The sequence below is a fragment of the Paenarthrobacter sp. GQ52 genome (assembly GCF_059759005.1).
The window spans coordinates 287,541-302,023 of record NZ_JCAXEJ010000003.1 but is presented as its reverse complement, the minus strand read 5'-3'; the positions used below and the strand labels follow the sequence as shown (position 1 = coordinate 302,023).

Genomic DNA, 14,483 nt, shown 5'->3' with positions numbered 1-14,483 from the left:
TGAAAGAGCAGTCATGGCAGGCACGGAAGACCAACTGACTGAAGCAGCCATCAATGATGCCCTCGGGGACCTTCCGGACTGGAAGTACCAAGGTGGCTTGGTGACCGTATATAAAACCTCGACGGCGGCGGACGCGCTAGCGCTCATCGCCGCGGTTGGAGAGATCGCCGAGGACCAAAATCATCATCCGGATCTGGAGTGGCGCTACAACAGGGTTTTTCTCCGCTACGTGTCCCACGATGCGGGCGGCCAAGTGACCAAACGTGACGTTGCGGCTGCTACCGCTGTGAGCGAAGCGGCCGCAAGGGTAGGCGCAGCTGCGCAGCCTGAGCGGTATCCGGCGTCGTAAAGAGCCGAGATGGCAGTTAACACCAATCCCAAGCTTGGCCATTGGTGTTAACTGCCATCTCGCGGGCTTAAGGCCCTAAAGCCGCAACGCCTTGGTGAGCGCCGCAGTGTCGTGTTTCGTTCGGGTCCGGCCCAGGAAGAGCACCACGGCAACCGCAGCGGCGGTCCCGAGCACAATGGGCAGGACCCAAGGAATCCATGTGGCGCCCGGCTGGTAGCCCAATCCGGCGCTGATGAAAGCGATCCAGCTCAGGGTGCCGACAGCTGCTGAGACGCCGGCAGGCAGCGCGATCCCGTATTTGCCGTGCCGCTTGTCGTTGGCCCACACGATGAATCCGGTGGCAATGGTGGCCAAAACCACCACGACGAGAGAAAGCATGAAAACTCCTTAGCGGACGACGAGACGTGGGGATTGGGCTAGAGGGCGCCGAAGCCTACGCGGCGGACTTCCTCGGCGCCGATCTCCACGTAGCCCAGGACGTTGCCCGGAACGATGATCTGGCGGCCCTTCTCGTCCGTAAGGCGAAGTTCGGAGCCCTTGGTCACGGCCTCGGCCACGATCTTGGCAACAGCATCGGCATCCAAAGAGGATTCGAGCACGATCTCACGGCCAACATTCTGAATGCCGATCTTTACTTCCACAGCAAGGCCTCCAAGCCAATCAAGGGTTAAGTCAGTCCTCTATTTGTAGCCTAGGACTCTTTGGGGAAACGACTGATTCCGCGCCAAGCTAAACGATAGATCAGATCGCTGGCCACATCGAGGTCCAGGTTTCCATCCGTTTCAAGCCAATACCGGGCACTGACCTGCGCCATTCCGGCCAAACCACGCCCAAGCAGCTGCGCTTCAAGCGGGGGCAGTTTGGTGTCCTCCGCAATCACGTGGGCCACGGCGTCCGCGAACGTTTTGTTGAAAGTCTCCAAACGCGAACTGACGTCGGGGTCGTTGATGAGGTCGGACTCGAACACCAGGCGGTGGGCTTGGTCGTCGTCGGCGATGAACCTGTAGTAGGCGCGCATGACGGCCTTGACGCGTTCCTTGTTGTCCGTGGTGGAGTTCAAGGCGTCGAGCATCAGTTGCGTCAAGGTTGCCAGGTGGCTGTCCAAGAGAGCCATATAAAGCTCACGCTTGGACGGGAAGTGCTGGTAAAGCACTGGTTTGCTCACATGTGCGGCTTCCGCGATTTCGTCCATGGCCGCGCCGTGGAAACCGTTGGAGACGAAAACTTCCAATGCCGCGTTCAGCAACTGTGCGCGGCGCTCGTCCCGCGGCAACCTTGGTGAACGCGTTGTACCTGCCCGTTCCAGCTTGGCCGGTGCTCCATCGTTTGCCCGTGTGCCGTCAGCCACAGTCTGCCGCCTTTCCTTTGCAGTTATGACTACTCTACCGGGGGGTAATATGACCGCGCGGCATCTGCAGGCATACATTGGGGTATGGCCTCAATTGTTGCTGCCCACACTGCTGCGCCCGCTGTCCTGCCGCCCCTCGTCGAACCTGCCGCCGAACTCACTCCGGCCGAGGTGGAGCGGTACTCCCGGCATCTCATCATTCCCGAAATTGGCGCCCTGGGCCAACGCAGGCTTAAGAATGCCAAAGTCCTCGTCATCGGCGCCGGAGGCCTCGGGTCCCCGGCTCTGCTTTACCTGGCCGCCGCAGGCGTGGGCACTCTTGGCATTGTGGACGACGACGTGGTGGACCTCAGCAACCTGCAGCGACAGGTCATCCATGGTGTGAAGGACGTGGGTACGCCCAAGATCGAATCCGCGCGCAATGCCATTGCAGAGCTCAACCCCTTGGTCAACGTGGTCCTGCATGACATCCGGCTCGACTCTTCAAACGCGCTGGAGCTGTTTGCGCAATATGACCTCATCCTGGACGGCGCCGACAACTTCGCCACGCGATACCTCGTGAACGACGCCGCTGCCATCCTCGGTAAGCCTTATGTCTGGGGCTCCATCTTCCGTTTTGACGGCCAGGTGAGCGTCTTCTGGGCCGATCACGGGCCCACCTACAGGGATCTCTATCCTGAAGCGCCTCCCGCCGGGTCTGTGCCGTCCTGTGGCGAAGGCGGGGTGTTCGGCATGCTGTGCGCAGCGGTTGGATCGCTCATGGTGACTGAGGCCGTGAAGCTGATCACCGGCGTCGGACGTTCCTTGCTCGGCCGTGTGGCGCTCTTCGATGCCCTTGGCGGCAGCTGGCGCGAGATCAAGGTCTCCAAGGATCCGGAAGCCGAACCCATCACTGAACTGACCGACTACGAAGCCTTCTGCGGCGTGACGCCACCGGCAGCCACGGACCAGGCTCACACTGTTACCGCCAAGGACCTCGCCGGGATGCTTGCCGAACGGGAGCTGGGGGAGCGGGACTTCGAACTCGTGGATGTCCGTGAGTCCGGCGAGCACAGCATCGTCAGTATCGATGGCTCGCGGCTCATTCCGCAGGGCCGCATTCTCTCCGGCGAGGCGTGGGTAGAGCTGCCGCAGGACAAAGACATAGTGTTCCACTGCAAGGCGGGGACGCGCTCGGCTGCAGTCCTGGAAGCGGCACAAAAGGCGGGTTACACCCGCATCAGCCATCTCGACGGCGGTATTCTCGCCTGGGTGCGGGATGTGGAGCCGCAGAAGCCCGTCTACTAGGCGGAGAGGTGGGCGCCCAGCTAACGCAGGCCGGCTGACCGGCGGGCGGCAATCTGGCGGCTAGGCGCTTTCGGAGCGGAGTTGCTCGTGGTCAACCGGGCACTCAGCGGACGGGGCAACGGCCCGGGGCTGTTCCACCTGGATGCCGTAGAGGGCCTCGAGCGCGGCAACGTAGTCGTCCTGCTGGCCGTTTGCCGCGAGTTCACGCGCCCGGACGGTGGGGATGTGCAGGAGCTGCTTGACCATCCGGCGCAGGGCGAATTCCACCTCTTCGGCAGCGGCAGTACAGCCGTGACGGGCGCGGACTTTTTCCATTTCCGCGTCCAGGACGTTCATGGTGTGGCGGCGGAGCGCCACGATGGCGGTGTCCACGGAGCGGGCTTCGCGTTCTGACTCGAATGACGTTGCGGCACCGTTGACGATTGCGCTGGCCTGCGAGAGTGACTCTGCCTGTTCCTGGGGGGCCGCGAGTCGAACGGATTCGAGCGTCAGGAGTTCAACGCCGTCGAGTTCGCCTACTGCGGGGTCGAAATCATGGGTGAGGGCGAGGTCGATTGCGATCAAGGGTTTGCCCGAACTTGCCCGGACACGGGCAAGGTCCGCGGCCTCCACCCGGTTGTCGGAACCGCTGCAGCCGATCATGACATCAGCTGCGGCAACAGCAGCGGGAAGGGTGTCGGCGTCGAGTGCTGTTCCACCGCGGGTCGCGACGAAACCTTCGGCGCGGCCGGAAGAAGAATAGACGGAAACATCCGTGCAGCCACGCTCACGGAGCAGCGACATGGTGGCGCCGGCGTAGGCACCGGTTCCGAAGACCACCACTTTCTTGGTGGACCAATCGTCGTTCTCGGCGAGGTCCGTGGCCAGGTCCAACGCGACAGACACGATCGAAAGACCACGCGAGCCGAGGGCAGTCTGCGCGCCTACATCCTTGGCGGTCTTGGAAGCTGCCTGGAAAAGACGCACGAGGCCGGAGCTGGCCGTGCCTTCCTGCTGGGCGGTGATCAATGCACGGCGGACCTGACCGGCGATTTCACGCTCACCCACTACGGCTGAATCCAGTCCGGCGCTCACAGCGAAGAGGTGCCGGGTAACGTCCGGGCCGGTGTGTGTGGCAAAAGAGCGGGAGACGAGTTGCTCGTTGAGGCCGCTGAGTTCGCTGATCTGCGAAACGAGGGCGGAACGGGCTGCCTCAAGGTCAGCGCCGTTGGCAGTTTCGCCGTAAACCTCGTAGCGGTTGCACGTGGCCAGAACCACGGCTCCGGAGACCACAGAGGAATCTGTCAGGGCTGCCGAGGCAAGCTCAGAGGAACCGTTGCTCAACTGAGCGACGGTTTCGAGGTCGATGTCGGCGTGTGTAGCCACCAATGAGAAAAGAACCACAGCACCCCAATCATAGCTTTTTCGTAGCCCGGTAGAACAATGTGGCGCCGTGGTGATCCACACGAAGGCGGGTGATCCCGGCCACAACGGCCCGGGCGGGGCGCGACGTGACAGCTTGTCGTTATCTTTTGCCCCGGATTTTCGGCACAATCGAAGGCATGACTTCTAGCGCGGCAGCATCCAACAGTACGGCCTCCAACGCCCCGGCGGGAACCCTCGACGCCAACCACCCGCTGAAGGACGGTCGGACCTCGGACTCGCCGCTGATTACGGCATACCGCGGCGGCACCCCCTCTCGCAGGCCGGTGTGGTTCATGCGCCAGGCTGGCCGTTCCCTTCCGGAGTACCTGAAGGTGCGCGAGGGCGTGGCCATGCTGGACTCCTGCCTCCGCCCGGAACTCGCCGCCGAGATTACCCTCCAACCTGTTCGCCGCCACGATGTGGACGCCGCCATCTTCTTCTCGGACATCGTCATTCCGCTGAAGCTCGCCGGTGTCGGTGTGGACATCGTCCCCGGCGTGGGACCCGTCCTGGATAAGCCGGTCCGGACAGCAGCCGACGTTGCTGCCCTGCCCACGCTGACGTGGGAAGCGCTGGAGCCCATCCGTGAAGCCGTCCGCCTGACGGTTGCCGAGCTGGGAAAGACGCCGCTTATTGGCTTCGCCGGTGCACCGTTCACCCTTGCCGCCTACATGGTTGAAGGGAAGCCCTCGCGTGACCACCTCGGCCCGCGGACCATGATGCACGCGGATCCCGAGACCTGGGCCGCGCTGGCCAACTGGGCTGCCGACACTTCAGGCATGTTCCTCCAGGCCCAACTTGAGGCAGGCGCTTCGGCAGCGCAGCTCTTTGACTCGTGGGCCGGATCCCTGGGCCTGGCTGACTACACCAAGTACGTGGCGCCGGCATCTACCCGCGCGCTTGACCATGTCCGTGGACTCGGGGCACCGCTGATCCACTTCGGCACCGGCACCTCCGAACTGCTGGTTGCCATGCGCGACGTCGGAGTGGACGTCGTGGGCGTGGACTACCGGCTGCCCCTGGACGAGGCCAACCGTCGTCTCGGTGGCACCGTGCCGCTGCAGGGCAACATCGACCCCGCGCTTCTGTCTGCCCCGTGGGAGGTCCTTGAAGCCCACGTCCGCGAAGTCATCGCCGCCGGTTCCCACGCCCCGGGCCACGTACTGAACCTCGGCCACGGAGTTCCTCCCGAAACGGACCCCACAGTCCTGACGCGCGTCGTGGAGCTCATTCACTCCATCCCCGCGAAGTAGGAACAATGCGCGGGGGACACCCAACGCCCAAGGCAACAGTCGCAGGACCAGCCGCCGTCGTGGTGGGCGGTGGCATCTCGGGCCTGATCGCCGCACGGGAACTGGCCCTGGCCGGTTCTGCGGTTACTGTCCTTGAGGCAAGCCAGGCCTGGGGCGGCTGCGTGGGTAGCCATGTTGTTGCCGGGCTGCACCTGGACAGCGGGGCGGAATCGTTCGCCACCCGGTCCACAGCTGTAGCCGACCTCGCACGTGAACTTGGACTGGCGGACAGGATCGTAGCTCCGCACCCGGGCGGTGCTTGGGTGCAGCTGCCGGACGGCCCGCAGGAGCTCCCAAAAACGGGAGTGCTTGGGATTCCGGCGAACCCGTGGGACCCGGAGGTACGGCGTTCCCTGGGCCTCGCCGGAGCCATCAGGGCCTCCTTGGACCGCTGGCTCCCGGCCTCTGTTGGCACGTCTTCGGACGTCACCAGCGTTTCCTCTTTGGTCCGCGCCCGCATGGGCAAAAAAGTTCTTGAACGGCTTGTTTCACCCGTAGTGGGCGGCGTTCACTCGGCCGACCCTGCCCTCTTGGACGTTGACATGGTGGCCCCGGGGCTGCGCGCTGGGATTCGCGCCCAGGGCTCACTCGCCGCCGCTGTGGCGGCTCAACGCAAAGCCGCCAAGGGTTCCGGCGGCGCGTCTGGTCCGGCCAAGGCGGGTTCCGCCGTCGCGGGCTTGAGGGGTGGAATGAACACCCTGGTGGACGCGCTCGTGGCGGACCTCCGGGAGCGTGGAGTCGAGTTGCTCACGGGTCAACACGCCGACGACGTCGTGAAGGCACCGGAGGGCTGGCGGGTCACCGCCGGGAATGCCACGTACGACGCCGGCCGCCTGGTGGTCGCGCTTGACGGCCCGGCCGCTGTTGGGTTGCTGGAGAAGTCCTTGCCTGAGCTGTCCAGCCTCCGCCCGGCTCCCGGTCCGCTGGTGAGTCTTGTGACGATGGTGGTGGACTTGCCCCAGCTCGACGGCAGGCCGCGGGGGACGGGGATCCTGGTGGCGCCTGAAACCCCGGGGATCAGGGCCAAGGCGCTGACTCATGCAACGGCCAAGTGGGATTGGCTGGCCGACGAAGCCGGTCCCGGCACGCACGTCTTGCGCCTTTCCTACGGCCGGCGTGAAGAAGCTGGCGGGGGCGGGGATGTTGTCCTCGATGACGAATCTCTGCTGGCGGCGGCGTTGGAGGATGCTTCCACACTGCTGACCGTTCCCATTTCGCAGGCGGACATCGTTGACTGGGATGTGGTGCGGTGGGCGGGCGCCTTGCCGTTCGCCGCCGTCGGTCATAAACAGCGCGTGGCGCAGGTCCGCCAGGTGTGCGCCGCAGCGGACGGTCTTAGCGTGGTGGGCGGCTGGTTGGCCGGAAACGGCCTTGCCGCAGTTGTGGCTGACACGCGGGCGCAACTCGCCGCCGTACGGGCCGGCTGACTGTCAGATTTGTGATTTGCATCACTTCTACGGCTTGTAGAACTGATCCGTTTCGACTTAGGGGCTGGCACGGGGCAAACTTGAACCATGAGCCACACTTCTGCCGAATCTGTCACTAAAACTGCTGAAACCGAAGAACAGTTCTACACCCTGTGGACGGTCTTCAAGCGCTCGGCCGACGTCCTGCGCAGCGGCGATGCTGCACAGGAATTCGAAGCCCTTGCGGAGAAGCTCGCGGAGGGCGGCGTGATCCTCCGGGGCAGCTACGACGTCTCGGCCATGCGCTCGGACGCTGACATCATGGTGTGGCTCCATGGGCCCAAGCCGGAGGACCTGCAGGCAGCTGTTCGGTCCATCCGCCGGAGCAAGCTCTTCGCGGGAACAGACATCGTCTGGTCCGCCATGGGCGTGCACCGCGAAGCTGAGTTCTCCAAGAGCCACGTGCCCGCCTACGCACGCGGTGTCGAGCCCAGCACTTGGCTCTGCGTCTACCCGTTTGTGCGTTCCTACGAGTGGTACCTGCTGCCCACGGACGAGCGCGGCAAGATGCTCCGCGACCATGGCCTTCTTGGGCGCGAATTCCCGCAGGTCATTTCCAACACCGTCTCCTCGTTTGCCCTAGGCGACTGGGAATGGATCCTCGGCCTTGAAGCACCTGAACTGGTGGACCTCGTGGACCTGATGCGCCACCTGCGGTCCACGGAAGCGCGACACCACGTCCGCGAAGAAATCCCCTTCTATACCGGCCGCCGCGTCACGGCTGCCGAGATTGCCGAGGTCCTGGCATGACCCAGCCCGTTATCTCCACAGCACCGAACGCCGTCACTGAGCGTGGGCGGCAGGAACCCAAGCGGTACGACGCCGTGCTGCTCGCATCCTTTGGTGGTCCTGAAGGCCAGGATGACGTCATTCCCTTCCTGCGCAACGTCACCCGTGGCCGCGGGATCCCGGACGAGCGCCTCGAAGAGGTCTCGCACCACTACCGGGCTTTTGGCGGAATCAGCCCCATCAACCAGCAGAACCGTGAGCTGAAGGCCGCGATCGAGGCCGAACTGGCACAGCGGGGGATCGAATTGCCGGTCCTTTGGGGCAACCGGAACTGGGACCCGTACATCGCCCCGGTCCTGCAGGACGCTTACGACGCCGGACACCGCCGGATCCTGATGCTCACCACCAGCATCTACTCCTGTTACTCCAGCTGCCGCCAGTACCGCGAAGACATTGGTATTGCGCTGACCGAAACCGGTTTGGACGGCAAGCTTGAAGTGGACAAGATCCGTCAGTACTTCGACCACCCCGGCGTAGTGCAGCCGTTCCTTGAGGGAACTGCCGCCGGCCTGGAGGAGATCCGTGGGAAGCTCGCCGCCGCTGGCGAAACGGACCCGGATTCGAAAATTCGAGTGCTGTTCGCCACCCACTCCATTCCTACCCGGGATGCAGAGGCCGCAGGCAGGTCCGAAGACGAGCCGCGCGAATTTGCGGAAGGTTCCGCCTACGCTGCACAGCACCTTGCCAATGCCAAAGCCATCATGGACGCTGTGGCGCCGAACGTGGCGTGGGACCTCGTGTACCAGTCCCGCTCGGGCGCGCCGCACATTCCCTGGCTGGAACCGGACATCAATGACCACCTTGAGGAGATCGCCCCCGAGGGCGTCCGCGGTGTGGTCATAGTTCCCCTTGGCTTTGTCAGCGACCATATGGAAGTTGCCTGGGATTTGGACACCGAGGCACTGGAAACCTGCAAGAACCTGGACATCGAGGCCACCCGTGTGCCCACACCGGGTACGCACGCGGCTTTCGTGTCCGGCCTCGTGGACCTGATCTGCGAACGCACAGTGGACAACAACATCGCCGAACGTCCCCACGTCACCGACCTGGGCCCTTGGTACGACGTCTGCCGTCCCAACTGCTGCGAGAACTTCCGCGGGGCAAAACCCGTCATCTCCGAAGTTGGCGCCGGAATCGGTATCGGCCACGACGCCTACCCGGCTCCGGAGGCTGCCAAGTGACTGTTCGCATCGGCACCAGGGCGAGCAAACTTGCCCTGACGCAGACGCAGCAAACAGCGGACCAGTTGGCTGCCGTCGGCGGCTTCCCCGTAGAGCTCGTGCACATCAAGACCGAGGGCGACGTCAAAACCGGATCCCTTTCCCAGATGGGCGGCACAGGCGTGTTCGTTGCTGCCCTGCGTGATGCCCTTCTCGCTGATACCTGTGATGTCGCCGTGCACTCCCTGAAGGACCTGCCCACGGGAGCCGCACTTGGCCTGAGCATCGCAGCAACTCCCAAGCGGGTGGATGTCCGTGACGTTCTCTGTGCACGCGACGGTATGACTCTTGCCGAGCTGCCGGGCGGTGCCAAAGTAGGCACAGGCTCGCCACGGCGTGCCGCTCAACTTCGGGCTGCACGTCCGGATATCGAGGTACTCGATATCCGTGGGAATGTGGACACTCGCCTCGGTCGTGTCCCGGGTTTGCCCGGAAACCTCACCGAAGAGGTTGTTCCGGGCAAGTCCTGTGACCTCGACGCCGTGGTGTTGGCTGCTGCGGGCTTGGAGCGCATGGACCGCCTGGACACTGTCAGCGAGTTCTTCGAATCCGACGTCATGCTTCCCGCGCCCGGACAGGGAGCGTTGGCCATTGAATGCCGGACCAACGACGCCCCGCGTACAGCGGGTTCCACCGAAGGGTCAAACGGCGTGCTCGCGCAGGCCCTTGCGGCGCTGAACGACGACGACACCCGCCTCGCCGTCACGGCCGAGCGTGCAGTCCTGGCCAGGCTTGAAGCCGGTTGTGCAGCTCCCGTGGGTGCCTACGCCTTCCGCAAGGGCAGCATGCTGCACCTTGAAGCAGTGGTCTGTGCCGTGGATGGCACCAAGACTGTGCGCGAGAAGAAAGCCACCGACGGCCTCACGGAAGTCGGAGCCACGTTGCTCGGCATCGAAGTGGCGGAGCTCCTGCTCGCTGCCGGCGCCGCGGAGATCGCGGACCTTGCGGCGTCCTGAGACGCATGAATTGAACGGGCTGACCGGTCGGCGCGTCCTGATTACCAGGACCGCCGACCGTGCGCGTCCGCTGGCGTCGCTTTTGACCGGTTTGGGAGCGGAGCCACTGGTGCTGCCGCTCATCGATTTTGAGAAGGCGGGGAACCAGGTTCCCCTTGACGCGGCCTTGGACCGTTTGGTGGCCGGCGACTTCGACTGGATGGTGATCAGCAGCGTCACTACCGTGCGGGTTCTGTTGGAGAAAGCTTCTCAGCGCGGCATCGCCCTCGCTGACCTTGTCCCAGCCGATACGAAGGTGGCCACCATCGGTCCCTCATCCCGTCAGGTCCTTGAATCCGTCGGCCTCACTGTCGCCTTGGCGCCGGCGGAAGTCCAGTCGGCCGAGGGTTTGCTTGCTGTATGGGAGGCGTCCAATGGAAGGGTTTTCCTGCCTCAGGCTGACATCGCTTCGCCCGGCCTGCGGGACGGCCTGGCCGCCACCGGCGCGGACGTGACGACCGTTGTCGCCTACCACACGGTCGATTACCCAGCCCGTGCGGAAGTCCGCCTCACAGCGGAACTACCGTCCGGCGTCGTGCTTTCCGCACCAGACGTTCCGGCAACGCTCAGCCCTGAAGAGGCACGAACCGCACTCGATGCCGGAACCCTGGACGCAATAGTGGCTGCTTCTCCCAGCGCTGCACGTCGTATCGCCCAATTATTTCCTGCTTTGGGCACCTGCCGCTTAGTCGCCATCGGGCGTCCGACGGCGGCAGAGGCCTCGCGGATCGGCCTCGCCGTTGCAGTCACAGCCAAAGAACCAACCCCGGACGGCATTGTGGCCGCCCTGGAGTCTATTTTCGCCAACGAAGGGAACCCGCAATGAGCTTTCCGAACCATCGTCCCCGCCGCTTGCGCACAACTCCCGCCATGCGCAGGCTCACCGCCGAGACCCGTCTGGCGCCCGCGGACCTGATCCTTCCAGCGTTCATCCGGGAGGGACTTACCGAGCCGAGCCCCATCAGTTCCATGCCGGGGGTCGTCCAGCACACCACCGAGTCCCTGAAGCGGGCGGCCGCGGAAGCCGTGGAGTTGGGCGTCGGCGGCATCATGCTGTTCGGCGTGCCCGCGGTACGTGACGCGCAAGGCACCGCCTCGCTGGACCCTGAAGGCGTCCTGAACAAGGCCATTCGTGACGTCAAGGCCGAGGTCGGCGATGACCTGGTCATCATGGGCGACGTTTGCCTCGACGAATTCACGGACCACGGCCACTGCGGCGTCCTTGATTCCGATGGCTATGTGGACAACGACGCCACGCTGGAGATCTATGGCCGGATGGCAGTCGCCCAGGCCGACGCCGGAGCCCACGTCTTGGGCCCCTCGGGAATGATGGACGGCCAGATAGCGGTGATCCGTCAAGCACTGGAGGAATCCGGACACAAGAACACGGCCGTACTTGCCTATGCTGCCAAGTACGCGTCAGCGTTCTACGGCCCCTTCCGTGAGGCCGTGGATTCCCAGCTCAAGGGCGATCGCCGGACCTACCAGATGGACGCTGCCAACCGTCGGGAGGCCATCCTGGAAGTTGAGCTGGACCTCGAAGAGGGCGCCGACATGGTCATGGTCAAGCCCGCAATGAGTTACCTGGACATCCTGGCCGACGTTGCAGCCATGAGCCCTGTGCCGGTGTCGGCCTACCAAATCTCTGGCGAGTACGCCATGATCGAAGCGGCCGCGGCCAACGGCTGGATCGACAGGCGCGGTGCCATCACCGAATCCGTCCTCGGCATCAAGCGTGCCGGAGCAGACACCGTCCTGACCTACTGGGCCTCCGAACTGGCAGGCTGGCTGAAGGAGTCCTGATGACATCTGTTTCCTCCGAGCCCACCGCTCCGGTAGGGGCCAACGAGATCCTGCTCGGCCTGAACACTTTTGGCGACGCCGGTGTGGATGCCGATGGGAACCCGAAGGAGCATGCGCGCGTCCTGCGTGAGTTGCTGCAGGAAGCGAAGCTGGCTGACGCCGTCGGAATCCATGCCTTTGGTGTGGGCGAACACCACCGCCGCGATTTCGCTGTGTCCGCGCCCGAGGTCTTCCTTGCAGCGGCAGCCGCAGTTACCTCACGGATTCGCTTGGGGTCGGCCGTTACCGTGCTCAGTTCAGATGATCCGATCCGGGTTTTCCAGCGCTTCGCCACAGTGGACGCGTTGTCCAACGGCAGGGCTGAGGTAATGCTCGGCAGGGGTTCGTTCGTGGAGTCGTTCCCGCTGTTTGGCTTGGACCTGGCGGACTACGAAGTCCTGTTCGAGGAAAAACTGGAGCTGTTCGACAAGGTTCGGGCACAGAAACCGGTTCATTGGGAGGGCCGCACGCGGCCCAACGTCAACGGGCTGCAGGTATACCCCAAATTGCAGCACCACTTGCTGCCGGCCTGGATTGGCGTCGGAGGTACACCTGAGTCCGTGCTGCGCTGTGCCGAATATGGGTACCCCATCATTTTCGCCATCATCGGGGGTGAGCCCCGCCGCTTCGCACCGCTGGTCAACCTGTACCGCGAGGCGATGGCCAAGTACGGCCATCCGATGCGTCAGATCGCAACGCACTCACCCGGTTTCATCGCTGACACGGACGATGCTGCCCGCGAGGAACTCTTCCCGCATTGGCTGGAGCAACGTAACAGGATCGGTTCCGAACGCGGCTGGGGTCCAGGGAACCGTGGCGAGTTTGATGCCATGTGCGGCCCCGAAGGTGCTCTCTACGTCGGCTCACCGGAAACCGTGGCGCAGAAAATCGCCCTGCTCAAGCGGAACCTTGGCGTGGACCGCTTCGACCTCAAATACAGCAATGGAACATTGCCGCATCAATCCATGATGCGCTGTATCGAGCTCTACGGCACCGAGGTAGCCCCGAGGGTTGCTGAGTTGCTGGCCGCAGCATCCTAGGTGGCAGCCATGCCACTCCCTGAATCACTGAAAGAATAGGTACCATGACGTCAAACACCCCCGTGTCCGATCAACTGTTCGACCGTGCCCGGTCCCTGATGCCCGGCGGCGTGAACTCGCCGGTACGCGCCTTCGGGTCAGTGGGCGGCACTCCGAAGTTCATGGTGTCCGCCAAGGGCGCCTACCTGACGGACGCAGACGGTAAGGAATACGTAGACCTGGTGTGCTCCTGGGGACCGGCGCTGCTGGGCCACGCCCACCCCGCCGTGCTCGACGCCGTTCACGCAGCTGTGGACCGCGGCCTTTCCTTCGGAGCCTCCACGCCGGATGAAGCCAACCTTGCCGCGATCGTCAAGGACCGGGTGTCCGCCGTCGAACGTTTGAGGATGGTATCCACCGGAACCGAAGCCACCATGACGGCCGTTCGCCTGGCCCGCGGTTTCACCGGCCGCAACCTGATCATCAAGTTCGCCGGTTGCTACCACGGGCACCTTGACGGACTGCTGGCAGCCGCAGGATCCGGCCTGGCCACGTTGGCACTGCCCGGCTCTGCCGGTGTCACAGAGGCCACCGCAGCTGAGACTCTGGTTCTGCCTTACAACGATCTTGCTGCCGTTGAGGCTGCCTTCGCTGCCCACGGCCAAAACATCGCTGCCGTCATCACGGAAGCGGCTCCGGCGAACATGGGCGTCGTCACTCCGGGCGAAGGCTTCAACGCGGGCCTGTCCCGCATCACCAAGGAACACGGTGCACTCCTCATCCTCGACGAAGTCCTTACCGGCTTCCGTACCGGCTACGCCGGCTACTGGGGATTGACCGGTCGCCAGGAAGGCTGGGCTCCGGACCTGCTCACCTTCGGCAAGGTCATCGGCGGCGGACTGCCGACGGCGGCACTCGGCGGCCGTGCCGACGTCATGGACTACCTCGCTCCCGTGGGCCCGGTTTACCAGGCCGGTACGCTGTCCGGAAACCCCGTGGCCATGGCCGCAGGTGTAGCGACGTTGACCAATGCAACTCCTGAGGTCTACGCCTATGTTGATGCCCGTTCGCTGGAACTCTCAGCTGCGCTCTCCTCCGCCCTTGACGACGCCGGCGTGGACCACTCCATCCAGCGGGCGGGCAACCTCTTCTCGGTTGCGTTTGGAACCTCTGCCCACGGCGTGCACAACTACGACGACGCCCAGCGGCAGGATAGCTTCCGATACGCCCCGTTCTTCCACTCCATGCTGGACTCCGGCGTTTACCTTCCGCCGTCCGTCTTCGAAGCCTGGTTCCTCTCCGCTGCCCATGACGACGCAGCGATGAACCGGATCATCGATGCCCTTCCGGCAGCAGCGAAGGCCGCAGCGGGCGCCTCGGCCTGATCTTTGGTGATGCCCCGGGCGACTGCTTGACGCAATTGTCCGGGGCAATGTTGCGTCCGATCGGGGTAGGCTCGTAGGTGGAAACCC

General features: G+C 64.1%; 15 protein-coding genes. 11 read left to right on the top strand and 4 right to left on the bottom strand.

From position 1 onward, the window contains the following. The first annotated feature begins 13 nt into the window (after positions 1-13). Positions 14-349: a 4a-hydroxytetrahydrobiopterin dehydratase gene (locus AC6CH8_RS06850; protein ID WP_091468714.1), complete on the top strand. Its 336-nt coding sequence runs from the start codon at positions 14-16 to the stop codon at positions 347-349. A gap of 75 nt (positions 350-424) precedes the next feature. On the opposite strand, the gene AC6CH8_RS06845 is transcribed toward AC6CH8_RS06850, so the two are convergent. The 3 genes from AC6CH8_RS06845 to AC6CH8_RS06835 are packed head-to-tail and all read right to left on the bottom strand — an operon-like array spanning position 425 to position 1,775. Further along, positions 425-727 (bottom strand): hypothetical protein, encoded by a 303-nt coding sequence (locus AC6CH8_RS06845; RefSeq protein WP_017198593.1) that lies wholly within the window; start codon positions 725-727, stop codon positions 425-427. A 38-nt stretch (positions 728-765) separates the two neighbouring features. Next, a complete protein-coding gene (locus AC6CH8_RS06840; RefSeq protein WP_091468712.1) occupies positions 766-990 on the bottom strand; it encodes a DUF3107 domain-containing protein in 225 nt (74 codons plus the stop codon). 50 nt (positions 991-1,040) lie between these two features. After that, on the bottom strand, positions 1,041-1,775 hold the full coding sequence (locus tag AC6CH8_RS06835; protein ID WP_091468709.1) for a TetR/AcrR family transcriptional regulator: 735 nt from the start codon (positions 1,773-1,775) through the stop codon (positions 1,041-1,043). A gap of 6 nt (positions 1,776-1,781) precedes the next feature. Here AC6CH8_RS06835 and moeB point away from each other — a divergent pair, with 6 nt between their 5' ends. Continuing rightward, the gene (gene moeB, locus AC6CH8_RS06830; protein ID WP_498189521.1) at positions 1,782-2,984 is read left to right on the top strand and encodes a molybdopterin-synthase adenylyltransferase MoeB; all 1,203 of its coding nucleotides are present in this window, start codon (positions 1,782-1,784) and stop codon (positions 2,982-2,984) included. A 60-nt stretch (positions 2,985-3,044) separates the two neighbouring features. Here moeB and AC6CH8_RS06825 read toward each other — a convergent pair whose 3' ends face one another. Beyond that, complete coding sequence (locus AC6CH8_RS06825; protein ID WP_091468705.1) at positions 3,045-4,367, bottom strand: glutamyl-tRNA reductase; 1,323 nt, start codon at positions 4,365-4,367, stop codon at positions 3,045-3,047. A 158-nt stretch (positions 4,368-4,525) separates the two neighbouring features. Here AC6CH8_RS06825 and hemE point away from each other — a divergent pair, with 158 nt between their 5' ends. From hemE to hemL, 9 genes are all read left to right on the top strand, one after another. Next, a complete protein-coding gene (hemE, locus tag AC6CH8_RS06820; RefSeq protein ID WP_498189520.1) occupies positions 4,526-5,641 on the top strand; it encodes a uroporphyrinogen decarboxylase in 1,116 nt (371 codons plus the stop codon). 5 nt (positions 5,642-5,646) lie between these two features. Then, positions 5,647-7,107, top strand: a complete 1,461-nt coding sequence (hemG, locus tag AC6CH8_RS06815; protein ID WP_498189518.1) for a protoporphyrinogen oxidase — start codon at positions 5,647-5,649, stop codon at positions 7,105-7,107. An 87-nt stretch (positions 7,108-7,194) separates the two neighbouring features. Next, entirely contained in the window at positions 7,195-7,896 is a 702-nt protein-coding gene (gene hemQ, locus AC6CH8_RS06810; protein ID WP_091468698.1) for a hydrogen peroxide-dependent heme synthase, read from the top strand. Beyond that, the gene (locus AC6CH8_RS06805) at positions 7,893-9,116 is read left to right on the top strand and encodes a ferrochelatase (protein WP_498189516.1); all 1,224 of its coding nucleotides are present in this window, start codon (positions 7,893-7,895) and stop codon (positions 9,114-9,116) included. The genes hemQ and AC6CH8_RS06805 overlap by 4 nt, the downstream gene beginning before the upstream one ends. Further along, positions 9,113-10,111 (top strand): hydroxymethylbilane synthase, encoded by a 999-nt coding sequence (hemC, locus tag AC6CH8_RS06800; RefSeq protein WP_420178498.1) that lies wholly within the window; start codon positions 9,113-9,115, stop codon positions 10,109-10,111. The genes AC6CH8_RS06805 and hemC overlap by 4 nt, the downstream gene beginning before the upstream one ends. Before the next feature lie 10 nt (positions 10,112-10,121). Continuing rightward, entirely contained in the window at positions 10,122-10,976 is an 855-nt protein-coding gene (locus AC6CH8_RS06795) for a uroporphyrinogen-III synthase (protein WP_498189514.1), read from the top strand. Beyond that, positions 10,973-11,953, top strand: coding sequence for a porphobilinogen synthase (hemB, locus tag AC6CH8_RS06790; protein WP_179017115.1), 981 nt, complete (start codon positions 10,973-10,975; stop codon positions 11,951-11,953). The genes AC6CH8_RS06795 and hemB overlap by 4 nt, the downstream gene beginning before the upstream one ends. Then, entirely contained in the window at positions 11,953-13,032 is a 1,080-nt protein-coding gene (locus AC6CH8_RS06785; protein WP_498189511.1) for an LLM class flavin-dependent oxidoreductase, read from the top strand. The genes hemB and AC6CH8_RS06785 overlap by 1 nt, the downstream gene beginning before the upstream one ends. 44 nt (positions 13,033-13,076) lie before the next feature. Next, positions 13,077-14,396, top strand: coding sequence for a glutamate-1-semialdehyde 2,1-aminomutase (hemL, locus tag AC6CH8_RS06780; RefSeq protein WP_091468683.1), 1,320 nt, complete (start codon positions 13,077-13,079; stop codon positions 14,394-14,396). Positions 14,397-14,483: the final 87 nt, after the last annotated feature.

Bases quoted from the DNA above. Each gene is read 5' to 3' on its own strand.
- AC6CH8_RS06850 (WP_091468714.1), top strand. From the start codon at position 14: ATGGCAGGCACGGAAGACCAACTGACTGAAGCAGCCATCAATGATGCC.
- AC6CH8_RS06845 (WP_017198593.1), bottom strand. From the start codon at position 727: ATGCTTTCTCTCGTCGTGGTGGTTTTGGCCACCATTGCCACCGGATTC.
- AC6CH8_RS06835 (WP_091468709.1), bottom strand. From the start codon at position 1,775: ATGTATGCCTGCAGATGCCGCGCGGTCATATTACCCCCCGGTAGAGTA.
- moeB (WP_498189521.1), top strand. From the start codon at position 1,782: ATGGCCTCAATTGTTGCTGCCCACACTGCTGCGCCCGCTGTCCTGCCG.
- hemE (WP_498189520.1), top strand. From the start codon at position 4,526: ATGACTTCTAGCGCGGCAGCATCCAACAGTACGGCCTCCAACGCCCCG.
- hemG (WP_498189518.1), top strand. From the start codon at position 5,647: ATGCGCGGGGGACACCCAACGCCCAAGGCAACAGTCGCAGGACCAGCC.
- hemQ (WP_091468698.1), top strand. From the start codon at position 7,195: ATGAGCCACACTTCTGCCGAATCTGTCACTAAAACTGCTGAAACCGAA.
- AC6CH8_RS06805 (WP_498189516.1), top strand. From the start codon at position 7,893: ATGACCCAGCCCGTTATCTCCACAGCACCGAACGCCGTCACTGAGCGT.
- hemB (WP_179017115.1), top strand. From the start codon at position 10,973: ATGAGCTTTCCGAACCATCGTCCCCGCCGCTTGCGCACAACTCCCGCC.
- AC6CH8_RS06785 (WP_498189511.1), top strand. From the start codon at position 11,953: ATGACATCTGTTTCCTCCGAGCCCACCGCTCCGGTAGGGGCCAACGAG.
- hemL (WP_091468683.1), top strand. From the start codon at position 13,077: ATGACGTCAAACACCCCCGTGTCCGATCAACTGTTCGACCGTGCCCGG.